We start from the raw sequence: 23,570 nt of genomic DNA, 5'->3' as shown, positions 1-23,570 counted from the left end.
TCGCCGCCCTGGGAGGCGATGTCGTCGGCGGAGACCATCTGCGTCGGCACGTAGCCGCCGGTGTTTCCGGTTCCGGTGCTGTCGCCGCCGGTGCTGCCGGCGCCGCTCGGCGTGCCGGGTGCCGGTGGTGGGCCGGGCGGGGGCGGCACGGACGGGCCGCGGGAGGACTTGGGCGGGGAGGACGGGCGGCGGTCGGTGTCGAAGTCGGTGAGGCCGGCGCCGGGTGTGGGGGCCGGTGGGGGTGCTGCCGGCGGAGGCGGCGGGGTGCCGGCGCCCTGGGACGTGCCGTGGGTGCCGGACGTGCCGGGGGACGTGCCGCCCGTGCGGTGCTCGCCGGTGGCGGTGGGCTCGTCGACGGCGCCGGCCCGGTCGTCCTCGACGGCGGGCGCGGTGGTGGTCCTGGCCGGCGCGGCGCGTTCGGCGAGGAAGGCGGTCGGCGTCTCGTCGCCGTGTGCGGCGGGCGGCGGGGTGTCCTCGTCGTCGCTGCCGCTCAGCGGCGGCGCGAACACGGTGGCGGGCGGCTCCTGGCCGAATCCCTCGCCGGAGCTGCTGGTGTCGGCGGCGTCCCAGGGGTTGTTGCTTCCGCCGCTGCTGCCGGCCTCCGGCCACGCGCCGGAAGCACCGCCGGATGTGGCGGACCCGGCGCCCGTCCCGTCGGACTCGGCCGCGCCCGGGGCCGACTCGTCGTCGGGCCGGCGCCGGTCGGGGATGCCCATCCGGTCCGCGGCCTCCTGGAGCCACTCCGGTGGCGTGAGCAGGAAGGACGTGGCCTCCAGGTCGACGCGCTGCGGCGGGACCGGGGCGGGCGCCGGGCCGGCGTCGCCGTACTCCTCGGTGTACCGGCGGACGACCTCGTCCACGGGCAGCCCCGGCCACAGCGTCGCCTCGCCGCCGTCGCGGGCGATGACCAGGCGGGCGCGGGCGCCCTCGGACGTGGGGCCGTCCTCCCGGTCCTCGGCCCAGGCGACGAACCCGAGGTCGAACTCGCGGAGCTGCACGGCGCGGCGCTGGTAGCCGGGCACGTCCGCGTTGATCCAGCGCTCGGCGCGGTCCTGCGCCTCTGCGAAGGTCACCACTGCGTTCACCCCTCCACCGGTACGGCGCGCGCGAAGCCGCCGTCGACCATCAGTTTCGCCACGGTCTCCAGCTCCGGGGGGTTGCCCGCGAGCCGGAGCAGGAAGTCGTCGAAGTCGTCGCCGCAGGGCCGCAGAAGGGTCCCGGTGCGCTGCCGCACGTCCAGGCCGTCGTGGTCGCGGGCGTCGTCGTGGGGGCAGAACCAGACGCTGCCGATCGCCTCGCCCCGCACCTTGACCGCGACGATGCCGCCCTGCGCGAACACGACGCCCAGGTAGTCCTTGGTGAGGTGGTCGCGCAGGCACTTGTTGACGTAGACGAGGTCGTTGACGGCGGCCTCGTCGCGCAGGGTGAAGAACGGCTGGTCGAGGAGGAGACCGAGGTCGGGGTCGAGGGCGACGCCGCGTGGTGCGCTGCCGCCGGCGGCCTTGAGGAAGCTGCGGTAGGCGGCGGGGAGCCGGTAGCCGAGACGTTCCTCCGCCTCCACCACCTGCCGTTCGGTGACGGCGACCGGCTGGGGGACGGCGACGTGGACGGGCCGGGTCTCCTGGAGGGGCCGGGTGCCGAGCTTGTCGTGGTCGACGGCGGCGGTGGCCAGCCCGGCGTGGTGCCGCAGCAGCGCCTTGACCTCGGCCGGGACGAGTTCCATCCGGCGGGAGTGGGCGACGTGGTGCCAGACCCAGCCGTGCGGGGTGGCGACCGGCGGCAGCCCGGCCCACAGTTCGTGGCCCGCGGCGTGCAGGGCGGCGTTGGCCGAGACGACGTCGGTCAGGCGGAGTTCGTCGCCGCCGAAGCCCTGCGGGGGCTCGGCGATCTCGGCGGCGGCACGCGCGTAGCGGGAGAAGTCCGGGTGGCCCGCTTCGTCCATGCGTACCCCGTCCGGGTGGCGTGCGGCGCGCACCGGATCGGGAAACCGCACGACCTGCCCGGCGTAGGCCGCGTTCGGAGGCGCGGTCGTCGTCCCTCGCCGACCTGTCGTCATGGCTGGAAGCTCCCCTGCTGCATCTGGCTGACCCGCACAGCCTATGCGTTCGGCACGGGCCCGGTCATCGCCGCTCGGCGGAGGAACCCGCGGTCCGGCGGGGGGCGTCTCCCGGCATACTGAGCGCGGATCTCCACGCCAGGGGGTCGCGGAAGGACAGCACGACCATGAACATCGCTCCACGGCAGGCCGGGGCGCCGCCCGCCCCGCCCTCCGGGCCGCGCGCGGACGACCCGAGGCTCGGCCTGATGCGGGACGGCGCGGCCGCCGGGTCCGGCGGGCCCGCCGCCGCGTTCGCCGCGGCGCCGTTCCTCCACCACCGCCGCGACGGCATCCTTCCCGCCGTCGCCGGGGCGCTCTCGGCCCGCGGCGGCACCCTGACCGGCACCGGCAGCCGGTCCGACACCCCGCCCGGACTGCACCCGCTGGTCGCGGACTTCCTCGCCGGGCTGCCGGCGGCCGACCGCGGGCGGAGCCCCGGGCGCTGCTCCGAAGCCGTGCTGCTGTCGCGCTTCCTGACCTCGGCGGACGCGGCGCGCAGCGGCCGGAAGGCGGAGCGGCCCATGAGTGAGGGTGAGGCCCGCAAGGCGCTGAAGCAGGCGCGGCTGACGGCCCGGCACGTGCGGGAGGACGGCGATCCGCGGCACGGTGCCTACGCGCCGCCGTGCCGGTCGTGCGCCCGTCTGCTGGACCACTTCGGGGTCGCGGCCGTCGACCCCGGCGCCTACGCCGAGGCGGGTGCGGGTGCGGGTGCGGGTGCGGGTGCGGGCGACGGGGAGGCGGAGGGGTCGTGAGCGTTCCGCACGCGCGCAGCTCCGCCACCCGGTTCCCCGTCGCCGTCGACGCGGTGCTGCGGGACGCGGGCTGGCGTCCGGGCCGGTGGGAGATGCAGGACGCGGAGGTGTGGGCGGACACCCTCCGGGCGCACGTGGCGCCCGGTGGGCACGAGCACGCCGTGTTCCCGGCGGCGGTCGAGGCGTGGGCCGAGTTCGGGGGGCTGCACCTGGTGCCGCGGGGCCCGGGCCGCGACCTGGCGCCCACCGGGCTGCACCTCGACCCGCTGCACGGTCTGTACGCGGCGCGCACCCTCGCCGACCTGGGGCGGGCGCTGGACTCGGCGGTGGCGCCGCTGGGCGCGGAGGTACCGGTCGGCGGCGACCCGGACGACGCGACCGGCCTCCTCGCCGTCGACGCCGAGGGCCGGGTCTACTGCCTGGACCACACCGGCGACTGGTTCCTCGGCCAGGACGCCGACGCGGCCTTCGCCACCCTCCTCACCGGCCTGCTGCCCGCCCGGCTCGCGCGGACCTGAACGGCGGGCCTGAACTGTCGGTGCCCGTCGGTAGGTTGCGTGGCATGTGCGTCTCTCTCGCCCCCGCAGAGTTCTCCGGCACGACCCTGTACGCCGGCCGGTGCCGGCACCCGCAGCACGGGCTGGTGCACGTGCTCGGCTACCAGAACACCGCCCTGAACCGGGCGTCCGGCCCCAACGCGATGCTGCTGCACCTGCCCGCGCGGCGGCTGACCGGCCGCCACTTCCTGCCCGTGGGCGACGACACGGACGTGCTGCGGCGCATGGTGGACGCGGTGCGTCCGCGTGCGCGCAGCGCCGCCGCGCCGATGGACTGGATGGGCGCCGCTCCGGGCGGCGCCGTCGAGGTGTTCGACCACGACGTGTACACCGTGCTGCTCGCCGACGATCCGATGCTGCTGCCCGGCGCTCTGAGCAAGGTCCCGAAGCGGAAGCGGCCGCGGCTCGACCCGGAGCTGATGGCCTTCTACGCCGACGCCTACCCGGACCACCCGGTCGCGGTGTGCTGCTTCGACAACGCCGACGCGCGGGAGGCCAAGCCGCTGCTGCTCTGGTACGAGCCGCACGACCCGGACGTGCTGACCGCCCCCGCCCTGGACTGTCACACCGGCGGCCCGCCGGACCCGGACGGCCTGGTCGGGGTGGACCACTGGGTGCTGTTCGGCACCGACGAGGCGCCGCCGGAGCATGGCGCGCCGGTGACGTACCGCCGGGGCATGCGGCACGAGTTGCGGCGCTTCCTGCCGGACCGCGTCGTCGGGGCCCGGTACACCGGCCGTCTGCCCAACGGCGACTTCGCACTGACCCATGCCGACCTGCTGGCCGGCGACCTCGGCCGGGTGCAGCGGGTCGGGCCGGGCGGCGTGCCCGTCGGCGTGTAGCGGGCGGCCGCGTCGCCGCAGGGGTGTCGGGGACCGTCGTCGCGACCCCCTAGGGGTGGCACCCAGCGGGGGATCGGTGGCGGTTCGTCCCTGGGCAGGACGAGGAGCCGGGTGGGTGTTCCTACCGTGTTGCTACGGGCCGCCGGGCGTGCGGGGTGGGGCAAACCCCCGGACGGGAACGGCGACGGGCACCATCGTGGCGCCGCCGCCGCTCCAGGAGGCTGAACACCGTCCGGGAGAACCGTCCCGGCACGAGGCGACCGAACGGTTTCGGCGGAGGAGAAGGACACGTGACGACGGCGGTAGCGGAGACCTGGACCGGGGGCGACGGGGGCCGTGCGGCCGTTGCGGCCGCGGCGCGGCAGGTGGTGAAGGCGTACGGCTCGGGGGAGACCCGGGTGGTGGCGCTGGACCGTGTGGACGTGGACATCGAACGCGGCGCGTTCACCGCGATCATGGGGCCCTCGGGGTCCGGCAAGTCGACCCTGATGCACTGCCTGGCGGGTCTGGACACGGTGACCTCGGGCAGCATCCGGGTCGGTGACCAGGAGATCACCGGGCTGAAGGACAAGAAGCTGACGCGGCTGCGCCGCGACCGGATCGGCTTCATCTTCCAGGCGTACAACCTGCTGCCCACGCTGAACGCGGCGGAGAACATCACGCTGCCCATGGACATCGCGGGCCGGAAGGTGGACCGGGCCTGGCTGGGCCGCGTGGTGGACACCGTGGGGCTGGGCGGGCGGCTGAAGCACCGCCCGAACCAGCTGTCCGGCGGCCAGCAGCAGCGCGTCGCGGTGGCGCGGGCGCTGGCGGCGCGTCCGGAGATCGTGTTCGGTGACGAGCCGACCGGCAACCTGGACTCGCGCTCCGGCGCGGAGGTGCTGGAGTTCTTGCGGCGTTCGGTGGACGAACTCGGCCAGACGATGGTGATGGTGACGCACGACCCGGTCGCCGCCGCGTACGCGGACCGGGTGCTGTACCTGGCGGACGGGCGCATCGTGGACGAGATGCACCGCCCGACCGCGGAGAAGGTGCTGGACCGGATGCGGATGTTCGCGCCCGCGGGCGAGCCGCTCCGGGCGCGCGGGGAGCGGCCGGCCGGCGCGGTGGCGGGGAGCGCGTCGTGACGGTGTGGAAGACCTCGCTGAGAAACCTGCTCGCGCACAGGGGCCGGATGGCGCTGAGCGCGGTCGCCGTGGTGCTGTCGGTGGCGTTCGTCAGCGGCACGCTGGTGTTCACCGACACCATGAACGCCACCTTCGACAAGCTGTTCGCCGCCACCTCGGGGGACGTGACGGTGTCGCCGAAGGAGACCGGTGAGGACGAGGAGGTGTCCGCCACCGGACGCCCCGCGTCCCTGCCGGCCGGGGCGCTGGCGAAGGCGGAGCGGGCGGAGGGCGCACGGTCCGCCGAGGGCGTCGTCGTCAGCATGAGCGTGACGGTGGTGAACGCCGGGAACGAGAACATGGGCTCCACCACGGGCGCGCCGACGATCGCCTCCAACTGGACGGGTGTCGACCGGCGTTCGATGGAGGTCACCGCCGGCCACCCACCGCGTGGACCGACCGAGGTGATGGTCGACGCGGACACCGCGGACAAGCACGGCCTGAAAATCGGCGACGAGCTGAGCACCCTCGCCGTGACCGGCGACCACACGGCCCGCATCTCCGGCATCGCGGCCTTCGAGGTCACCAACCCCGGTGCGGCGGTCGTCTACTTCGACACCGCCACCGCGCAGCGGGTGCTGCTCGGTGACCGAGGTGCGTACACCGGCGTCGTCGTCACGGCCGAGGAGGGCGTGACGCACGAGCAGTTGAAGGAGAACGTCGTCGCGGCGGTCGGCTCCGACGCGTACACCTACCGCACGCAGGCGGAGACCGCGGACGACAGCCGGCAGGACGTCGCGGAGTTCATGGACGTGATGAAGTACGCGATGCTCGGCTTCGCCGGGATCGCGCTGCTGGTCGGGGTGTTCCTCATCGTCAACACCTTCTCCATGCTGGTCGCCCAGCGCACCCGGGAGATCGGGCTGATGCGCGCCATCGGGTCCAGCCGCCGGCAGGTCAACCGGTCGGTGCTGACCGAGGCGCTGCTGCTGGGCGTGGTGGGGTCGGTCGTCGGCCTCGGTGCCGGGGTGGGCCTGGCCGTCGGCCTGATGGAGCTGATGGGCGCGATGGGCATGAACCTCAGCACCTCGGAACTCACGGTCAAGGCGACCACCCCGGTGATCGGCGTGGCGCTGGGCGTCGTGGTGACGGTGCTCGCCGCGTGGCTGCCGGCCCGCCGGGCGGGCCGGGTGTCGCCGATGGCGGCGCTGCGCGACGCGGGCACCCCGGCCGACGGCCGGGCGGGCGCCGTACGGGCCGTGCTGGGCGTGCTGCTCACGGCGGTCGGCGCGGCGGCGCTGTACGTGGCGTCGCGTGCCGAGGAGGCGTCGGCGGGCGCCGGGATGCTGGCGCTGGGCGTGGTGCTGACGCTGGTCGGCTTCATCGTGGTCGGCCCGGTGCTGGCCGGTGTGGTGGTCCGGGCGCTGAGCCTGGTGGTGCTGCGGCTGTTCGGCCCGGTCGGACGGCTCGCGGAGCGCAACGCGCTGCGCAACCCGCGCCGCACCGGCGCCACCGGGGCGGCGCTGATGATCGGCCTGGCGCTGGTCGCGTCGCTGTCGGTGGTGGGTTCCTCCATGGTGGCCTCGGCGACGGAGGAGCTGGACAAGTCGGTGGGCGCCGACTTCATCGTCGGCTCCGACACCGGTCAGCCGATCACCCCCCAGGCCGCGGAGAAGGTGCGGACCGCCGACGGGCTGGCCGACGTCACCGAGTACAAGATGCTGGACATCGCGATCACCACCCCGGACGGGACGACGCTGAAGGGCGAGACGCTCAACGCGGCCACCCCCTCGTACGCCGAGGTGCTGCGGGTGGAGACCACGCAGGGCGAACTGGCGGACGCGTACGCGAAGGACAGCATGTCGGTGTTCGCGGGCTTCGCGAAGAAGCACGGCCTGCGGACCGGCGACACGCTGCGGGTCGACTTCGCGCAGGGGCGTACGGCCGAGCTGACGGTGCGGGCGGTCACCTCCGACGAGGCCGTGATCGACAAGGGCGCGATGTACGCGAGCATCGCCACCGCGGAGCGGTACGTGGCGGAGAAGGACATGCCGCTGAACGCGCTGATGTTCGGCAGCGCCGTGGACGGGGAGGAGGACGCCGCGTACGCCGCTCTGAAGAAGGCGCTGGAGCCGTACCCGCAGTACACGGTGCGCGACCAGGCCGACTACAAGCAGACCCTCCAGGACCAGGTCGGGCAGCTGCTCAACATGGTGTACGGGCTGCTGGCGCTGGCGATCGTCGTCGCGGTGCTGGGCGTGGTGAACACGCTGGCGCTGTCGGTGGTGGAGCGCACCCGGGAGATCGGCCTGATGCGGGCGATCGGCCTGTCGCGGCGGCAGCTGCGGCGCATGATCCGCCTGGAGTCGGTGGTCATCGCCCTGTTCGGCGCGCTGCTCGGCCTGGGCCTGGGCATGGGCTGGGGCGCGACCGCGCAGCAGCTGCTCGCGCTGGAGGGGATGAAGGTGCTGGAGATCCCGTGGGCGACGATCGGCTGGGTCTTCGCCGGGTCCGCCCTGGTCGGCCTGGTCGCCGCGCTGGTCCCCGCGTTCCGCGCGGGCCGCATGAACGTGCTGGCGGCCATCGCCACGGAGTGACGGGAGCGGCGAGGGGGTCCGGGGGCCGGGAGTCCGGCTCCGGGCGCCCTCGCCGTCTCACACCGGCATGACCGGTACGTCGTACTGCGGGATCCACTTGTCCCGTGTCACCACCGTCATGCCCTCGATCTGGGCCTGGGCCACCAGGACGCGGTCGAACGGATCGCGGTGGTGGGCGGGCAGGCGTCCGGCACGGACGCCGTGCCCCGCGCCGATCGGCAGCGGGCTGAACTGGCTGTCCCGGACGCGTTCCGGCAGGTCGGCAGGACCGTCGAGCTTGCCGAGCGACTGCTTGATCGCGATCTCCCACGGTGTCACGGCGCTGACATAGATGGCCGGTTCCGTGTCGATCAGATGTTTCGTCTCGTCGCTCAGCTCCGGCGAGTCGTCCAGCCACCAGAGCACCACGTGGGTGTCGAGGAGCAGTCGCATCAGCGCATCCCGAAGGCTTCCGCGAGGTCGTCGGGGAGCTCGTCGAAGTCGTCGTGGAGGTGGATCTGCCCGCGCAGCGACCCCCTGCCGGTGCGGCGCACCGTCGGCCGCAGAGGGACCACCTTGGCGACCGGGGTGCCGGCCTTGCTGATCACGACGTCCTCGCCGGTGGCGACCTGCTCCAGTATCCGGGAGAAGTGGGTCTTGGCCTCGTGCACGTTGTACTGGTGGGCTGCGTCCATGAGTGCCTCGCAGGGCCGGGACGGAAGGTGGACTAACTGCTGGACCAAGCATAGCCGGTCCGGCCGGCGGACGGCTGTCGGCGGGTGGTCGTACGCTGGAGACCCCGGCCTGCGGACGCATGTCGGGCTCTTCGTGTTGCCCACCCGACCGGACGCCCCCGGTCCGCCACCCCGGACGGATGCCCCCATGAGCCTGCACGGTCTGCTCGACGCGGTCCTGCGCGACCCCGCCCTCGACGAGGCGGTCGGGGCCGCGGCCGACGGCCACCGCCACCACGTCGACCTGGTCGGCCCCGCCTCCGCCCGGCCGCTGGCGATCGCCGCGCTCGCGCGCGAGACCGGCCGCCCCGTGCTGGCCGTGACGGCCACGGGCCGGGAGGCCGAGGACCTGGCGGCGGCGCTGCGCAGCCTGCTGCCGCCGGACGGCGTCGTGGAGTACCCGTCCTGGGAGACGCTGCCGCACGAGCGGCTGTCGCCGCGCAGCGACACCGTCGGCCGTCGCCTCGCGGTGCTGCGCCGCCTCGCTCACCCGGACCCCGCGGACGCCACCACCGGCCCGGTCTCCGTCGTGGTCGCGCCCGTACGGTCCGTGCTCCAGCCGCAGGTCAAGGGCCTGGGCGACCTGGAGCCGGTCGCGCTGCGCCAGGGCGGGGAGGCGGACCTGGGGGAGATCACGGAGGGCCTGGCGGCCGCCGCCTACGCGCGGGTGGAGCTGGTGGAGAAGCGCGGCGAGTTCGCGGTGCGCGGCGGCATCCTGGACGTGTTCCCGCCCACCGAGGAGCACCCGCTGCGGGTGGAGTTCTGGGGCGACGAGGTCGAGGAGATCCGGTACTTCAAGGTCGCCGACCAGCGGTCCCTGGAGATCGCGGAGCACGGCCTGTGGGCGCCGCCGTGCCGTGAGCTGCTGCTGACCGACGACGTGCGGCGGCGCGCGGCGGAGCTGGCGCAGCAGCACCCGGAGCTGGAGGAACTGCTCGGGAAGATCGCCGAGGGCATCGCGGTGGAGGGCATGGAGTCCCTGGCGCCGGTGCTGGTGGACGACATGGAGCTGCTGCTGGACGTGCTGCCGTCCGGGGCGATGGGCGTGGTGTGCGACCCGGAGCGGGTCCGTACCCGTGCCGCGGACCTGGTGGCGACCAGCCGGGAGTTCCTGGAGGCGTCGTGGGCCGCCTCCGCCGGGGGAGGCGAGGCACCGGTCGACGTCGGGGCGGCCTCGCTGTGGGGTATCGCGGACGTGCGGGAGCGGGCCCGTGAGCTGGGCATGCTGTGGTGGTCGGTGAGCCCCTTCGCGCCGGACACCTCCGTGGCCGGCGACGAGGACGACGTGCTCCAGCTCGGCATGCGTGCCCCGGAGACGTACCGCGGGGACACCGCCCGCGCGCTCGCCGACACCAAGGGCTGGCTGGCCGACGGCTGGCGCTGTGTGTACGTCACCGAGGGCCACGGTCCCGCGGCCCGCACGGTCGAGGTGCTGGGCGGCGAGGGCATCGCGGCCCGGCTGGAGGGCGACCTGGGCGGCATCGAGCCGTCCGTCGTGCACGTGGCCTGCGGCTCGATCGACAACGGCCTGGTGGACCCGTCGCTGAAGCTGGCGGTGCTGACCGAGACGGACCTGTCCGGGCAGAAGGCGGCCGGGCGGGAGGGCGCCCGCATGCCCGCGCGGCGCCGCAAGACCATCGACCCGCTGACGCTGCAGGCCGGCGACTTCATCGTGCACGAACAGCACGGCGTGGGCCGCTACATCGAGATGGTGCAGCGCACCGTGCAGGGCGCCACCCGCGAGTACCTGCTGGTGGAGTACGCGCCGGCGAAGCGCGGGCAGCCCGGCGACCGCCTGTTCGTGCCCACCGACCAGCTGGAGCAGGTCACCAAGTACGTCGGCGGGGAGCAGCCGTCGCTGCACCGGCTGGGCGGCGCGGACTGGACGAAGACCAAGGCGCGGGCGAAGAAGGCGGTCAAGGAGATCGCCGCGGACCTCATCAAGCTGTACTCGGCGCGGATGGCGGCCCCCGGCCACGCGTTCGCCCCCGACTCGCCGTGGCAGCGCGAGCTGGAGGACGCGTTCCCGTACATGGAGACCGCGGACCAGCTCAGCACGATCGCCGAGGTCAAGGAGGACATGGAGAAGTCGGTCCCGATGGACCGGCTGATCTGCGGCGACGTCGGCTACGGCAAGACGGAGATCGCCGTACGTGCCGCGTTCAAGGCCGTGCAGGACGGCAAGCAGGTCGCGGTGCTGGTGCCGACGACGCTGCTGGTGCAGCAGCACTTCGGCACGTTCACCGAGCGGTACGGGCAGTTCCCCGTGAAGGTGCGGGCGCTGTTCCGCTTCCAGACCGACACCGAGGCGGGCGCCGTGCTGGACGGGCTGCGGGACGGCACGGTCGACGTGGTCATCGGCACGCACCGGCTGTTCTCCTCGGAGGTGAAGTTCAAGGAGCTGGGCCTGGTCGTCGTCGACGAGGAGCAGCGGTTCGGCGTCGAGCACAAGGAGCAGCTGAAGAAGCTGCGGGCCAACGTGGATGTTCTGACCATGTCGGCGACGCCGATCCCGCGCACCCTGGAGATGGCGGTGACCGGCATCCGCGAGATGTCGACCATCACCACACCGCCGGAGGAGCGGCACCCGGTGCTGACGTTCGTCGGCCCGTACGAGGAGCGGCAGATCGGCGCGGCGGTGCGGCGTGAACTGCTGCGCGAGGGCCAGGTGTTCTACATCCACAACCGGGTGGAGTCGATCGACCGGGCGGCGGCGCGGCTGCGGCAGATCGTGCCGGAGGCCCGCATCGCCACCGCACACGGGCAGATGTCGGAGTCGGCGCTGGAGCAGGTCGTCGTCGACTTCTGGGAGAAGAAGTTCGACGTGCTGGTGTCCACGACGATCGTGGAGAACGGCATCGACATCTCCAACGCCAACACGCTCGTCGTGGAGCGCGGCGACAACTTCGGCCTGTCGCAGCTGCACCAGCTGCGCGGCCGGGTCGGGCGCGGCCGGGAGCGGGGCTACGCGTACTTCCTGTACCCGCCGGAGAAGCCGCTGACGGAGACCGCGCACGAGCGGCTGGCGACCATCGCGCAGCACACCGAGATGGGCGCGGGCATGTACGTCGCGATGAAGGACCTGGAGATCCGCGGCGCGGGCAACCTGCTGGGCGGCGAGCAGTCCGGGCACATCGCCGGCGTCGGCTTCGACCTGTACGTGCGGATGGTGGGCGAGGCCGTCGCCGACTACCGGTCCGCGCTGGAGTCCGGAGGCGAGGTCGAGGAGGCCCCGCTGGAGGTCAAGATCGAGCTGCCGGTCGACGCGCACGTCCCGCACGACTACGCGCCGGGCGAGCGGCTGCGGCTCCAGGCGTACCGGGCGATCGCGTCGGCGAACTCCGAGGCCGACATCACGGCCGTCCGGGAGGAACTCGCGGACCGGTACGGCCCGTTGCCCGAGCCGGTGGAGAACCTGCTGCTGGTGGCGGGGCTGCGGATGCTGGCCCGCTCGTGCGGCGTCACCGACATCACGCTCCAGGGCTCCAACATTCGTTTCTCCCCGGTGGAGTTGCGGGAGTCGCAGGAGCTGCGGCTGAAGCGGCTGTACCCGCGGTCGGTGATCAAGCAGACGACGCGGCAGGTGCTGGTGCCGCGGCCGAAGTCGGGCGGCGGGATCGGCGGCAAGCCCGTCGTCGGCCGCGACCTGCTCGCCTGGGTCGGCGAGTTCCTGACCTCCGTCCCGGGCACCTGACGGCCGCTTCCGCGGCGACGCCCCCACCGCGCCGCCCCGCCGGTCCGCTCCGGGGGGACGGGCGGGCGCGCGCGGCGCCCGGAGCCGGGCGGGACCGACCGGCCCACCGCCGGTGGGCCGGGGGCGCGAGACACCTCCCGGCACCGAAGCCCCGCCCTGCTCGCCGTACCCGCCTCTCCGGTGCCTGCGGTGCCTCCGGGCTCGCACCGCCGGCCCGGCGCCGGTCACAGCACTAGACTCCGCGTCGTGACTGCCGGGTCGGCCAAGGGCCATGCACGAGTGAGGTTCCCGGCCCAGGCGTGACCGCCGGGCGGGCCCGCCCCACGGGCGTCCGTCCGCCGTGCACCCGCTTCCGTGCCGCCCCCCGCCGGGGCGCCCGCGACCGTGCCGCCCGTCCCCGGGCTCCGCCGTCTCTTCTCCACGGGCCCCGGCGTGCCCTCGAGCCGCCGCCCGTCCCCAGAGCACCGGGGCGCCGCCGCGCGCCCGCACGCGTTCGGAGAAACCTGTCACGAAACCGGAGAAGAGAGTGCCCGAAAGACCGCCCGTCGACGTCAACCAGCAGGTCATCGAGGAGTTCCGCGCCAACGAAGGGCGGGTCGGCGGCCCGTTCGAGGGGGCCCGGCTGATCCTGCTGACCACCACCGGGGCCCGCACGGGCACCCGGCACACCACCCCGGTGGCCTTCCTGCCCGACGGCGAACGGCTGCTGGTCATCGCCTCCGCCGCCGGAGCCCCCCGCCACCCCGCCTGGTTCCACAACCTGTGCGCCCACCCCCGGGTCACGGTCGAGGACGGCCTGTTCACGTACGAGGCCGACGCCGTCGTGCTGGAGGGCGAGGAGCGGGACGTGCTGTTCGCCCGCGCCTGCGAGGCGGACCAGGGGTGGGCCGGCTACCAGGCCCGTACGGACCGCGTCCTGCCCGTCGTCGCGCTGGAGGCGGTGCCCGGCCCGCCGGACTTCGGCAACCGCTCGCCGGGCGCCGCGCTGAAGGCCGTGCACGACGCCTTCCGGTACGAACTCGCCCGCGTGCGCAGGGAGGTGGCCGAGGCCGGCCCCGGCGGCCTCGGCGCACAGCTGCGGGTCAACTGCCTCATCGTCTGCCAGGGCCTGCACCACCACCACGTCACCGAGGACGCCGGCATGTTCGCGGGCCTCGCCGCGCAACGGCCCGAGCTGGCGCCGACCCTGGAACTGCTGCGGCGCGAGCACGAGGAGATCGCGGCGCTGCTCGCCGAGCTGCAAGGGCTCGTGTCCGCCGGAGCCGGGTCCGACGGCCGAGCCGGCTCCGCCCGCCCGGACCCGGCCCGGGTGCTCGCCGAAGTGGACCGGCTCACCCGTGAGCTGGAGGCCCATCTCGCCCACGAGGAGCAGGAACTCCTCCCCGTGCTCGACGCCTTCGCGCCGCCGCGCGGCTGACGCCCCGCCGCCCGCCCCTCCCTGCCGAGGGGGCGGGCGGCCCGGCGCGGTCCGGCCGAGGATGCTCCTGCGGCTGTCAGGCGTGGTCGCGGGCGAGGCGGGCGCTGAAGGCGAGGAGGACGGTGCCGGTGACCGCGTCGAGGGCGCGGCGCACGGTGCGGCGGCTCAGCACCCGGCGGGCCCGGTGCAGGCCGGTGACCAGGAGGAGCAGGTACCCGAGCGACAGCGCCGCGTGGGTCAGGGCGAGACCGGAGGACTGCCACAGCGGAGCGTTGCCGGGGAGGAACTGGGGCAGCACCGCGAGGTAGAAGACCAGCACCTTGGGATTGGTGATGTTGGAGAGGAAGCCCTGCCGCCAGCCGCGCAGCGCGCCGCCTTCGCCGTCGCCGCCGTCCGCCGGGACCGGGGCGGAGTCGCCGCGCCAGGCGGAGCGCAGCGCCTGCACGCCCAGGTAGGCGAGGTAGGCGACGCCGGCCCACTTGACGGCGGTGAACACCGGCTGGGAGGCCACGATCAGGGCGCCCAGTCCGACGGCGGCGGCCATGCCCTGGACCGCGTTGGAGGAGGCCACCCCGGCGCTCGCCCACGCGCCGCGGACACGCCCGGCGCTCAGGGTGTTCTTGGTGACGACCGCGAAGTCCGGCCCCGGTATGACGATCAGCGCCAGGGCGAAGACCACGAACGAGCCGTAGGTCTGCCAGGTCATCCCCCCAGGCTAGTCGAAGAGGAGTTCGACGGTGGGGGCGCGGAGGCGGGCCCGGACGTAGGTGACGGGAAACCGCTGGCCCGGGCCCCCGGCGCACGGCATGCTCGTCGGCGCGGCACCCGCAGGCCCGCACGCGTCGGCCGGGTGGCGCAGCCGCCCCCCGAGCCGTGCGCTCGCCCAGCCCCTGGAGGCCGAGAATGACCGCATCGCCGCGCACCTCCGCGCGCACCGACAGCACCGCTCGCGCAGCCGAACGGGCCGCCGAACTGCGCCGCCTGCACCACGACCCGGCGATCCTGGTGCTGGTCAACGCCTGGGACGTGGCCTCCGCCCGGGCCGTCGCGGAGGTCCCCGGCTGCCGCGCCGTCGCCACCGCCAGCGCCGCGATCGCCGCCTGCCATGGCTGTCCCGACGGCGAGCACATCCCCGCCGACCTCATGCTGGACGCCGTGGAACGGATCGCGGCGGCGGTCGATCTGCCGGTGACCGCGGACCTGGAGGCCGGCTACGGCGACGTGGACCGCACGATCCGCCGCGCCGTGCGGGCCGGTGTGGCCGGGGCCAACCTGGAGGACGGGATGCGTCCCACGGCCGAGTCGGCGGAACGCGTCGCCACCGCCGTGCGCGCGGGCGCAGCGGAGGGCGTGCCGCTGGTGCTCAACGCCCGCACCGACTGCTACCTGCGCGGCGACGGGCGCCCGGCCGCCGACCTGCTCGCGGACGCGACCGCCCGCGGCCTCGCCTACCTCGAGGCGGGGGCGGACTGCGTCTTCGTCCCCGGCTGCACGGACGAGGAAGCCGTCGCCGCGCTCGCCGAGCGCTTCGGTCCCGGTCGCCTGAGCCTCCTCGGCACCCCCGGCGCTCCGTCTCCCGAGCGGCTCGCGGAGCTCGGCGCGGCCCGCGTCTCGTACGGCCCGTTCCCCCACCGCCGGATGCTCGGCGCGCTGGCCGAGGAGGCCGCCGCGCTACTCGGCGGCGACGACGGCGAGGGGCCCACCGGCGGCTGACGTCGCGTCGGATCCGGCGGGCGCCCTCCCGCCGGGAGGGTCCGGGCTGTCAGGATGAAGCCGCCCGCACAGGCGGCAGTGGCAGCGGCGGGGAGCAGGGGAGCCGGGGAGCCGGGGAGGCAGCGTGGCAGTGATCGGGCGGGCGTCGCGAGCGCGGCGGTGGACGAGAACGTTGTCGGCGGTGTCGCTGGCCGTGTCGCTCGCGGCGGTGTGCACGGCGTGCGGAACGGTCCGTGAGGGCGTGGAGGATCTCGAGGACGCCGCGCCGAAGCCGCCGGCGTCCACCGCGGCCCCCGGCGACGGCGAGGCCCGGCGCCTCCTCGCGGAGCTGGACGTGCGGCAGCCCGGCACCATGGACGGCTACTCCCGCGACCGGTTCGCCCACTGGTCGGACCAGGAGGGCGCGTGCGACACCCGCGAGGTCGTGCTGAAGCGGGACGGGAAAGACGTACGCACCGACGCCGACTGCTCCGCCGTCTCCGGCACCTGGCACAGCCCCTACGACGCCGGGGTGTGGACGGACGCCTCCGACGTGGACGTCGACCACATGGTGCCGCTGGCCGAGGCGTGGCGCAGCGGCGCCCGCGCCTGGGACGACGAGCGGCGCGAAACCTTCGCCAACGACCTGGAACGCCCGCAGCTGTGGGCGGTGACCGACAACGTCAACCAGTCCAAGGGCGACGAGCCTCCGGACGAGTGGAAGCCCGAGCGCCGTTCCTACTGGTGCACCTACGCGGGCCACTGGGTGGCGGTGAAACACCACTACGCGCTGTCGGTCACCGAGGCCGAGAAGACCGCGCTGACCTCGATGCTCGGCAGCTGCGGAGCGTGACCCCACGGACACGCACCCGCTTCGGTGGCGGGACCGATACGCGGCGGGTGTGTCGAAGCGGTGGTCACAGCCGCGCGGACTCCCTACCATCGATCATCGCCAGGTTGTGAAACAGCGCACAACCGCTTTCGCCGCCGCCCGGGAGGCTTCCATGCACCGCCGTAGGTCCGCCGTCACCGTCTCCACCGCCGCCGCACTGCTGCTGGCGGCGCCGCTGCTGACGGGCTGCGGCGAGACGCATCCCGGGGCCGCGGCCGTCGTGGACGGCGACCGCATCTCCCTCGCCCAGCTCCAGTCCCGGGTCGGCGAGGCCCGCGCGGCGCAGCGGAAGATGCCGCAGGGCGAGCAGATGATCCGCCGCACCGGGCAGCTCACCCGCTCGACCCTGGACGGCATGATCCGCCACCGCGTCGTCGAGCAGGCCCTCAAGGACGCCGGGGTCGGCGTCTCCCGCAGCGAGCTGCAGCGGCAGCGCGACGTGTACGAGCAGCAGACCGGCGGCGCGAAGGGCTTCCGGCAGGCTCTGCTGGAGCAGCAGGGCATCGCTCCGTCCGCCGCCGACGACTGGGTCTGGCTGAACGTCGCCGTGCAGAAGGTCGCCAAGGCCTGGGACATCGACCCCGCCTCCCCGCAGGGCAACCAGGAGCTCAACAAGCGCTTCTCCGAGCTGTCCGGCGAGATGGACATCGTCGTGAACCCCCGGTACGGCACCTGGGACGCGAAGAGCAGCGCGCTGACCACCGAGAAGATGCCGTGGCTCAACGATGTCACCGGCGAGAAGGCGCTGGAGCAGCAGCGGGCCTGAGGCCGCCACCGGCCGGGCCCCGGCGTGCGGGGGAGCTGGGTTAGGTTGCAGACGTGTCCCCTTCACCCGCTCCCGGCCCGGTTCCCGAGCCCGAGTCCGCACCCGCGTCCGGCCGCATCGTCCTGCTGACCACCAGCCACCGCGTCGCGCCCGGCCTGCTGTCCTGGCCCGCCTGGCAGGCGCTGCGCGGCGCGGACCGCGTGGTGTGCGCCGACTCCGGCCACCCGCAGCTTCCGTACGTGCGCGAGGCGGGCGTCGCGGTCGACGTCGCGGAGCCCACGGCGCGCGAGCTGGTCGACGTGTGCCGCGACGGCGGCCGTACGGTCGTGGTGCTCGCCACGGCCGAGGGCGAGCCGCGGCTGACCGACGGCCTGGCCCGGCTGGCCGGCTCCGGCCGGGAGGAGATGCCCGCGCTGGAACTGCTTCCCGGCGCCTACGACCTGCCGGGTGCGCGGCTGCTGGACCTGGTGCAGGTGATGGACCGCATCCGCCGCGACTGCCCGTGGAGCAGCGTGCGCACCCACGAGGACCTGGCCAAGTACGGCATCGAGGAGGCGTACGAACTCGTCGAGGCGATCGAGGCGGGGGACCGGGACGAACTGCGCGAGGAGCTGGGCGACGTGCTGCTCCAGGTCGTCTTCCACGCGCGCATCGCGCAGGACGACCCGGACGAGCCGTTCTCGGTCGACGACGTCGCCGCCGGCATCGTGACGAAGCTGATCCACCGGCACCCGCACGTCTTCGGTGACGAGAGCGCGCAGACGCCCGAGGACGTCAAGGCGCACTGGATGCGGACCAAGGCCGTCGAGAAGCGGCGGGAGTCCGTCACCGACGGCGTCCCGCTGGGGCAGCCCGCGCTGGCGCTGGCCGCGAAGCTGTCGAGCCGGGCCCGCTCGGCCGGTCTCCCCGCGCCGCCCGCCGACGCCCCGGGCGTCGGGTACGAACTCCTCGCGCTGGCCGCCCGCGCGGAGGCCGAGGGCACCGACCCGGAGACCGCGCTCCGCGCCGCCGCCCGCACCTACCGCGACACCCTCCGCACCGCGGAGGCCGGAAGCGGGGCGTGACCGGCGCCGTGCCCGTATCGTTGAACCGCGCGGCTGCGCGGACGCGTGGCGGGGAGGGAGCGCACCATGACCGTCGAACCGGCCGACAGGATCGATATGGGCGACGCCGAGGCATCCGCGCTGGACGAGGAGCTCGCGCTCCTGGAACGGATGACGATCCCCGAGGGCTTCAAGGCCGAAATCGTCGAAGGGGCCGTCGTCGTGTCGCCGCAGAGGAACACGCACTGGGACATCATCGAGCTGGTGCTGCTGCAGATCAAGGAAGTCTTCGGGCGGCGGGCGCGCACCAAGTCCGACGTACTCCTTCCGCTGCCGGGCTTTCGCAACGGCTTCGCCCCCGATCTGCTCAAGCTCGCGGACGACGCCGAGGTGGACGAGAAGGGTCGCCTGCGTCACCGGGACGTGCAGTTCGTCCTGGGGGTCGTGTCCCGTGAGACACGGGAGAACGACTACGGAACCAAGCTCCGCACGTATGCCTCGGCGGGAATCCCCGTCTACGTCGTGGCCGACCCGTACTCGGGGAAGTGTCACGCGTTCGGTCACCCCGACGGTGAGCGGTACGAGAGCGAGCTGACGGCGAAGTTCGGCGACGGCCTGGACCTGGCCCCGCTGGGGTTCGCCCTGTGCCTGGCGACGGAGGACTTCCCGCAGGACTGACCGGCCGCCCGCCGTCGTCGGCTGCGGCGGATACGGTCGGGGCGTGCACGACGACGACAGACCTGCTCCGCCGCCCGACATGCCGCCGTTGTTCGACTGGCGGTTCGCCGCCGACCCGTACCCCGCATACGCGTGGCTGCGGGCGCACGCGCCCGTGCACCGGGCGACGCTGCCGTCCGGGGTCGAGGCGTGGCTGGTGACGCGTTACGCGGACGCCCGGCAGGCACTCGCGGACCCGCGGCTGAGCAAGAACCCGGAGACGCACGCCGAGCGCGCCGCGCACGGCAAGGGCAAGGTCGGCATTCCCGGCGAACGCAGCGCCAACCTGATGACGCACCTGCTGAACATCGACCCGCCGGACCACACGCGGCTGCGGCGGCTGGTGTCCAAGGCGTTCACGCCGCGCCGGGTCGCCGCGTTCGAGCCGCGGGTGCGCGAGCTCGCGGACCGGCTGATCGACACCTTCGCCGACCGCGGGGAGGCTGATCTGATCCACGAGTTCGCGTTCCCGTTGCCCATCTACGCGATCTGCGACCTCCTCGGCGTGCCCGCTGAGGACCAGAACGACTTCCGCGACTGGGCGGCCATGATGCTCCGGCACGGCAACGCCCCCCGGGGCGGCGTGGGGCGGGCGGTGAAGAAGATGCGCGGCTACCTGGCCGAACTCATCCACCGCAAGCGCGAGGATCTGGGAGACGACCTCATCTCCGATCTCATCAGGGCCTCCGACCACGGCGAGCACCTCACCGAGAACGAGGCCGCAGCGATGGCCTTCATCCTCCTCTTCGCCGGCTTCGAGACGACCGTCAACCTCATCGGCAACGGCACGTTGGCGCTGCTGCGTCACCCGGAACAGCGGGCCGCGCTGGAGGCCGCGCTGGGCCGCGGCGACGTGGCATGGCTCGCGGGCGCGGTGGAGGAACTGCTGCGCTACGACGGGCCGGTGGAGATGGCCACCTGGCGGTTCGCCGCAGAGCCGCTGGAGCTGGGCGGGCGCCGCATCGCCGCCGGCGAGCCGGTGTTGGTGGTGCTCGCCGCCGCGGACCGCGACCCGGAACGGTTCGGTGATCCGGACGTCCTCGACCTGGCACGTTCCGACAACCAGCACCTGGGGTACGGGCACGGCATCCACTACTGTCTCGGCGCGCCACTCGCCCGGCTCGAGGGGCAGATCGCGTTGTCCGCACTTTTCGGACGTCTGCCGGATCTGCAACTGGCGTCCGATCCGGACGACTTGCGGTGGCGTGGCGGCCTCATCATGCGCGGATTGCGCACTTTGCCCGTGACCTTCACGTGATCCTTGTGACATTGGCTTGTGACGGACCCGGCCGTGCGGCTACGTTCGGCGATCGATTCGCACGGAACGACGAGAGGGTTCGCATGCGCTCCGGGAACGGCCGTCACCGGCGACCCCGTCAGGCTCCCGCGCTGTTCGTCACGGCGGGCGTGACCGGCGCCGGCCTCGCCCTGCCGCTGTTCGCGGCGGGTGGCGCCCAGGCGGCCGACGGCGCCACGTGGGACCGCGTCGCCGAGTGCGAGAGCGGCGGCCTGTGGAGTGCCAACTCCGGCAACGGGTACTACGGCGGGCTCCAGCTGACCATGGAGATGTGGGAGGAGTACGGCGGGAAGGTGCTCGCCGCGCGCCCCGACCTCGCCAGCCGCGGCCAGCAGATCGAGGTCGCCGAGAAGATCCTCGCCGACCAGGGCCCCCGCGCGTGGCCCAGCTGTTCCGGCGGCGCCGGGCTGCTGCCGGAGGGTTCGGGATTCCCGGACGTCGAGGTGCCGGAGGTGCCCGAGCTGCCGGACCTGCCGGACGCCGAACTCCCCGACGTCCCCGACCCGGAGATCCCGGACGCGCCCGAACTCCCGGACGCCCCGGGTGACTCCGACGACTCCGACGGCGGGGAGGACCCCGAGGGCGGGGAGGACTCCGACGGCGGGGAGGAACCCGAGGGCTCGGGTGGCACCGACGGTTCGGGCGGCTCGTCCGAGGACGGCGGCGCCCCCGACGACGCCACGGGTGGCTCCACGGGCGGCGGTTCGACGGGTGACGACGCGAACGGCGACGACCCCTCGGGCGACCCCCCGGCCGGCGAGACCGAACCCGCGCCCGAGGAGTCCTCCGACGGCACCAGTGGCACCGGTTCCGGCCTGGACCCCTCCGAGTCCGAGGGGCGCGGGGAAGGGGAGGGCGGCGGCCGTCACCGCGGCGACCCGGGCGACGGGCGTACCGACGACGACCGCTCCTCGCGCGGCAAGCACGGCAAGCCCGGCGATGCCGAGGACGGCTACCTGGTGCGTCCGGGTGACTCGTTGTCGGCCATCGCCGCCGAGCACGACCTGGCGGGTGGCTGGACGGCGCTCTACGACGGCAACCGGAAGACGGTCGGCGACGACCCCGACCTGATCCTTCCCGGCCAGCGCCTCGACCTGCTGACCGGCGGCGAGCTGCGCTGACCGGCGGCGAACCCGTACCGGCCGTCAAGGTGAGTGGTGCTCCGCCGCTGTGCGGACACGCCGCTCGCCGGCCGGTTCCCTCCGCTCGGTGACCGCTTCCTGAACACTCCGTTATGGCTCGGTTCCGTAACGGAGTGTTTTCTTTACCACCGGAACAAACGACCCGAAGGCCCGTGCGGTTAGGCTGCGGGGGCAGGAACCAGACACACACGAAGGAGACCCACGTGCCGTCCATCGACGTCGTAGTGGCCCGCGAGATCCTCGACTCGCGAGGCAACCCCACGGTCGAGGTCGAGGTCGGCCTCGACGACGGCAGCACCGGCCGTGCTGCGGTCCCGTCCGGCGCCTCCACCGGAGCCTTCGAGGCCCTGGAGCTGCGCGACGGCGACACCGGCCGCTACGGCGGCAAGGGCGTCGAGAAGGCCGTCCTCGCCGTCATCGAGCAGATCGGCCCGGAGCTGGTCGGCTACGACGCCACCGAGCAGCGCCTGATCGACCAGGCGATGTTCGACCTGGACGCCACCGCGGACAAGTCCTCGCTGGGCGCCAACGCCATCCTGGGCGTCTCCCTCGCCGTCGCGCACGCCGCCTCCGAGGCCTCCGACCTGCCGCTGTTCCGCTACCTCGGCGGCCCGAACGCGCACCAGCTCCCGGTGCCGATGATGAACATCCTCAACGGCGGCTCGCACGCCGACTCCAACGTGGACATCCAGGAGTTCATGATCGCGCCGGTCGGCGCCGAGTCGTTCTCCGAGGCCGTCCGCTGGGGCGCCGAGGTGTACCACGCGCTGAAGTCCGTGCTGAAGGAGCGCGGCCTGAACACCGGCCTGGGCGACGAGGGCGGCTTCGCGCCGAACCTCGGCTCCAACCGCGAGGCGCTCGACCTCATCGTCGAGGCGATCCAGAAGGCCGGCTACACCCCCGGCCAGGACATCGCCCTCGCCCTGGACGTCGCCGCCTCCGAGTTCTACAAGGACGGCTCCTACGTCTTCGAGGGCGAGAACCGCACCGCCGACCAGATGGCCGCGTACTACGAGGAGATCGTCGACGCGTACCCGATGGTCTCCATCGAGGACCCGCTGTACGAGGACGACTGGGCCGGCTGGACGACGCTGACCGCCAAGCTCGGCGACAAGGTGCAGCTCGTGGGCGACGACCTGTTCGTCACCAACCCCGAGCGCCTCTCCCGCGGCATCGAGGAGAAGGCCGCGAACGCCCTGCTGGTGAAGGTGAACCAGATCGGCTCGCTCACCGAGACCCTGGACGCCGTCGAACTTGCCCAGCGCAACGGCTTCAAGTGCATGATGTCCCACCGCTCCGGCGAGACCGAGGACGTCACCATCGCGGACCTGGCCGTAGCGGTGAACTGCGGCCAGATCAAGGCCGGCGCCCCCGCCCGTTCCGACCGCGTCGCCAAGTACAACCAGCTGCTGCGCATCGAGGAGATCCTCGACGACGCCGCCGTGTACGCGGGCCGTTCGGCGTTCCCGCGCTTCAAGGGCTGAGACCGGAGCCCGGTCCGCGCCGCCGCAACGCGCCGACCGGGCGAAACCGGCACCACCCGCGACGCGCTCCGCGCCCGTCCCCGCCACCGTTCCCGTACGGTGGCGGGGACGGGCGCGTGTGCGGCACGCGCGCCGAGGAGACCGTGACGTCCGACGCCGGGGAGGAACGTGCCTGCGGACCGCTTCTCGACCACCGCGAGACTCCGGGCACTCGGCTCCCAGGCCGCGGAGCGCGTCTACCGGGCCCAGAGCCGCCGGGTACGCGCCCCGCGCCGCAGCCGCCTCACCGGCCGCGCGGCCCTGCTCGCCCTCGTCCTGTGCTCGCTGGTCGTGGCCCTCGCCTATCCGCTGCGGCAGTACATCGCCCAGCAGTCCGAGATCGACGAGCTGCGCCAGGAGGCCGAACGGCGCCAGGAGCGGGTGGAGGACCTGCGGCGGCTCAAGGCACGCTGGCAGGACCCGGCGTTCGTCGAGCAGCGCGCCCGCGAGCGGCTGCACATGCTGCGCCCCGGTGAGACCGGCTACCTGATGGAGCGCGGCGCCGAGGACGAACGGCGCCCGCAGGGCGACGCCTCCGACCGGCCCTGGTACCGCAACCTGTGGGAGGGCCTCGACGCAGCCGATACAGCCGATACAGCGGACACAGCCGGTCGTGACGACGCCCGACGGGACGCCGCCGGCCCGAACGCGGCCGGCTCCCGGTAGGCGCCCCGCCGCCCCCGACCGGCCCGTAAGCTCTCCCGCGTACCCCGCCCTCGCGC

Annotated in this window: 21 protein-coding genes and 1 pseudogene; 16 read left to right on the top strand and 6 right to left on the bottom strand. The window is 73.9% G+C overall.

What is annotated here, in order from left to right; genetic code table 11:
- A pseudogene (locus tag RM572_RS24760) lies at positions 1 to 1,076 on the bottom strand (SUKH-4 family immunity protein); the annotation flags it as partial.
- 5 nt (positions 1,077 to 1,081) lie between these two features.
- Positions 1,082 to 2,056, bottom strand: coding sequence for an SMI1/KNR4 family protein (locus RM572_RS24755; RefSeq protein ID WP_311675620.1), 975 nt, complete (start codon positions 2,054 to 2,056; stop codon positions 1,082 to 1,084).
- Positions 2,057 to 2,223: 167 nt separating this feature from the next.
- Between RM572_RS24755 and RM572_RS24750 the strand changes: the two genes are divergently transcribed.
- From RM572_RS24750 to RM572_RS24730, 5 genes are all read left to right on the top strand, one after another.
- On the top strand, positions 2,224 to 2,850 hold the full coding sequence (locus RM572_RS24750) for a YwqJ-related putative deaminase (RefSeq protein WP_394813701.1): 627 nt from the start codon (positions 2,224 to 2,226) through the stop codon (positions 2,848 to 2,850).
- Positions 2,847 to 3,368: an SUKH-3 domain-containing protein gene (locus RM572_RS24745; protein ID WP_311675619.1), complete on the top strand. Its 522-nt coding sequence runs from the start codon at positions 2,847 to 2,849 to the stop codon at positions 3,366 to 3,368. Before RM572_RS24750 ends, RM572_RS24745 begins: the two co-directional genes overlap by 4 nt.
- A gap of 44 nt (positions 3,369 to 3,412) precedes the next feature.
- Positions 3,413 to 4,249, top strand: coding sequence for a hypothetical protein (locus RM572_RS24740; RefSeq protein WP_311675618.1), 837 nt, complete (start codon positions 3,413 to 3,415; stop codon positions 4,247 to 4,249).
- Between the two features lie 290 nt (positions 4,250 to 4,539).
- The gene (locus RM572_RS24735) at positions 4,540 to 5,376 is read left to right on the top strand and encodes an ABC transporter ATP-binding protein (protein ID WP_078528990.1); all 837 of its coding nucleotides are present in this window, start codon (positions 4,540 to 4,542) and stop codon (positions 5,374 to 5,376) included.
- Positions 5,373 to 7,952 (top strand): ABC transporter permease, encoded by a 2,580-nt coding sequence (locus tag RM572_RS24730; RefSeq protein WP_311675617.1) that lies wholly within the window; start codon positions 5,373 to 5,375, stop codon positions 7,950 to 7,952. The genes RM572_RS24735 and RM572_RS24730 overlap by 4 nt, the downstream gene beginning before the upstream one ends.
- A 57-nt stretch (positions 7,953 to 8,009) precedes the next feature.
- Here RM572_RS24730 and RM572_RS24725 read toward each other — a convergent pair whose 3' ends face one another.
- Together RM572_RS24725 and RM572_RS24720 are read right to left on the bottom strand one after the other, a co-directional pair.
- Positions 8,010 to 8,384 carry a type II toxin-antitoxin system VapC family toxin gene (locus tag RM572_RS24725; RefSeq protein ID WP_311675616.1) on the bottom strand — a complete coding sequence of 125 codons (375 nt, stop codon included), beginning with the start codon at positions 8,382 to 8,384 and terminating at the stop codon, positions 8,010 to 8,012.
- Complete coding sequence (locus tag RM572_RS24720) at positions 8,384 to 8,626, bottom strand: type II toxin-antitoxin system Phd/YefM family antitoxin (protein WP_027764043.1); 243 nt, start codon at positions 8,624 to 8,626, stop codon at positions 8,384 to 8,386. Before RM572_RS24720 ends, RM572_RS24725 begins: the two co-directional genes overlap by 1 nt.
- A gap of 187 nt (positions 8,627 to 8,813) precedes the next feature.
- Between RM572_RS24720 and mfd the strand changes: the two genes are divergently transcribed.
- On the top strand, positions 8,814 to 12,359 hold the full coding sequence (gene mfd, locus RM572_RS24715) for a transcription-repair coupling factor (protein WP_311675615.1): 3,546 nt from the start codon (positions 8,814 to 8,816) through the stop codon (positions 12,357 to 12,359).
- Positions 12,360 to 12,885: 526 nt separating this feature from the next.
- Complete coding sequence (locus tag RM572_RS24710) at positions 12,886 to 13,776, top strand: nitroreductase/quinone reductase family protein (RefSeq protein ID WP_311675614.1); 891 nt, start codon at positions 12,886 to 12,888, stop codon at positions 13,774 to 13,776.
- Between the two features lie 76 nt (positions 13,777 to 13,852).
- Here the strand turns inward: RM572_RS24710 and RM572_RS24705 are convergent, their stop codons facing one another.
- Positions 13,853 to 14,482 (bottom strand): LysE family translocator, encoded by a 630-nt coding sequence (locus RM572_RS24705; protein ID WP_311675613.1) that lies wholly within the window; start codon positions 14,480 to 14,482, stop codon positions 13,853 to 13,855.
- Positions 14,483 to 14,491: 9 nt separating this feature from the next.
- On the bottom strand, positions 14,492 to 14,689 hold the full coding sequence (locus RM572_RS24700; RefSeq protein ID WP_311675612.1) for a hypothetical protein: 198 nt from the start codon (positions 14,687 to 14,689) through the stop codon (positions 14,492 to 14,494).
- On the opposite strand from RM572_RS24700, the gene RM572_RS24695 reads away from it, so the two are divergent.
- The 9 genes from RM572_RS24695 (at position 14,680) to RM572_RS24655 (ending at position 23,514) form a co-directional block, all read left to right on the top strand.
- Positions 14,680 to 15,489, top strand: a complete 810-nt coding sequence (locus tag RM572_RS24695; protein ID WP_311675611.1) for an isocitrate lyase/PEP mutase family protein — start codon at positions 14,680 to 14,682, stop codon at positions 15,487 to 15,489. The two genes, RM572_RS24700 and RM572_RS24695, sit on opposite strands and share 10 nt — an antisense overlap.
- 181 nt (positions 15,490 to 15,670) lie before the next feature.
- Positions 15,671 to 16,321: an HNH endonuclease family protein gene (locus RM572_RS24690; protein ID WP_311675610.1), complete on the top strand. Its 651-nt coding sequence runs from the start codon at positions 15,671 to 15,673 to the stop codon at positions 16,319 to 16,321.
- A 151-nt stretch (positions 16,322 to 16,472) separates the two neighbouring features.
- Positions 16,473 to 17,126, top strand: a complete 654-nt coding sequence (locus RM572_RS24685; protein WP_311675609.1) for a SurA N-terminal domain-containing protein — start codon at positions 16,473 to 16,475, stop codon at positions 17,124 to 17,126.
- Between the two features lie 53 nt (positions 17,127 to 17,179).
- On the top strand, positions 17,180 to 18,190 hold the full coding sequence (locus RM572_RS24680) for a nucleoside triphosphate pyrophosphohydrolase (RefSeq protein ID WP_311675608.1): 1,011 nt from the start codon (positions 17,180 to 17,182) through the stop codon (positions 18,188 to 18,190).
- A gap of 66 nt (positions 18,191 to 18,256) precedes the next feature.
- Positions 18,257 to 18,847, top strand: a complete 591-nt coding sequence (locus tag RM572_RS24675; protein WP_311675607.1) for a Uma2 family endonuclease — start codon at positions 18,257 to 18,259, stop codon at positions 18,845 to 18,847.
- Positions 18,848 to 18,926: 79 nt separating this feature from the next.
- Positions 18,927 to 20,144 (top strand): cytochrome P450 family protein, encoded by a 1,218-nt coding sequence (locus RM572_RS24670; protein ID WP_311675623.1) that lies wholly within the window; start codon positions 18,927 to 18,929, stop codon positions 20,142 to 20,144.
- Between the two features lie 83 nt (positions 20,145 to 20,227).
- Positions 20,228 to 21,304: a transglycosylase family protein gene (locus RM572_RS24665; protein ID WP_311675606.1), complete on the top strand. Its 1,077-nt coding sequence runs from the start codon at positions 20,228 to 20,230 to the stop codon at positions 21,302 to 21,304.
- A gap of 224 nt (positions 21,305 to 21,528) precedes the next feature.
- The gene (eno, locus tag RM572_RS24660) at positions 21,529 to 22,809 is read left to right on the top strand and encodes a phosphopyruvate hydratase (protein ID WP_311675605.1); all 1,281 of its coding nucleotides are present in this window, start codon (positions 21,529 to 21,531) and stop codon (positions 22,807 to 22,809) included.
- Between the two features lie 168 nt (positions 22,810 to 22,977).
- A complete protein-coding gene (locus RM572_RS24655; protein ID WP_311675604.1) occupies positions 22,978 to 23,514 on the top strand; it encodes an FtsB family cell division protein in 537 nt (178 codons plus the stop codon).
- Positions 23,515 to 23,570: the final 56 nt, after the last annotated feature.

It is taken from the genome of Streptomyces hazeniae (genome assembly GCF_031845485.1).
GTDB classification, from domain to species: Bacteria; Actinomycetota; Actinomycetes; order Streptomycetales; family Streptomycetaceae; genus Streptomyces; species Streptomyces hazeniae.
This window is presented reverse-complemented; position numbering and strand designations above follow the sequence as displayed.

Bases quoted from the DNA above. Each gene is read 5' to 3' on its own strand.
- mfd (WP_311675615.1), top strand. From the start codon at position 8,814: ATGAGCCTGCACGGTCTGCTCGACGCGGTCCTGCGCGACCCCGCCCTC.
- RM572_RS24685 (WP_311675609.1), top strand. From the start codon at position 16,473: ATGCACCGCCGTAGGTCCGCCGTCACCGTCTCCACCGCCGCCGCACTG.
- RM572_RS24695 (WP_311675611.1), top strand. From the start codon at position 14,680: ATGACCGCATCGCCGCGCACCTCCGCGCGCACCGACAGCACCGCTCGC.
- RM572_RS24720 (WP_027764043.1), bottom strand. From the start codon at position 8,626: ATGGACGCAGCCCACCAGTACAACGTGCACGAGGCCAAGACCCACTTC.
- RM572_RS24675 (WP_311675607.1), top strand. From the start codon at position 18,257: ATGACCGTCGAACCGGCCGACAGGATCGATATGGGCGACGCCGAGGCA.
- RM572_RS24725 (WP_311675616.1), bottom strand. From the start codon at position 8,384: ATGCGACTGCTCCTCGACACCCACGTGGTGCTCTGGTGGCTGGACGAC.
- RM572_RS24700 (WP_311675612.1), bottom strand. From the start codon at position 14,689: ATGCGGTCATTCTCGGCCTCCAGGGGCTGGGCGAGCGCACGGCTCGGG.
- RM572_RS24705 (WP_311675613.1), bottom strand. From the start codon at position 14,482: ATGACCTGGCAGACCTACGGCTCGTTCGTGGTCTTCGCCCTGGCGCTG.
- RM572_RS24740 (WP_311675618.1), top strand. From the start codon at position 3,413: ATGTGCGTCTCTCTCGCCCCCGCAGAGTTCTCCGGCACGACCCTGTAC.
- RM572_RS24665 (WP_311675606.1), top strand. From the start codon at position 20,228: ATGCGCTCCGGGAACGGCCGTCACCGGCGACCCCGTCAGGCTCCCGCG.
- RM572_RS24755 (WP_311675620.1), bottom strand. From the start codon at position 2,056: ATGACGACAGGTCGGCGAGGGACGACGACCGCGCCTCCGAACGCGGCC.
- RM572_RS24670 (WP_311675623.1), top strand. From the start codon at position 18,927: ATGCCGCCGTTGTTCGACTGGCGGTTCGCCGCCGACCCGTACCCCGCA.
- RM572_RS24750 (WP_394813701.1), top strand. From the start codon at position 2,224: ATGAACATCGCTCCACGGCAGGCCGGGGCGCCGCCCGCCCCGCCCTCC.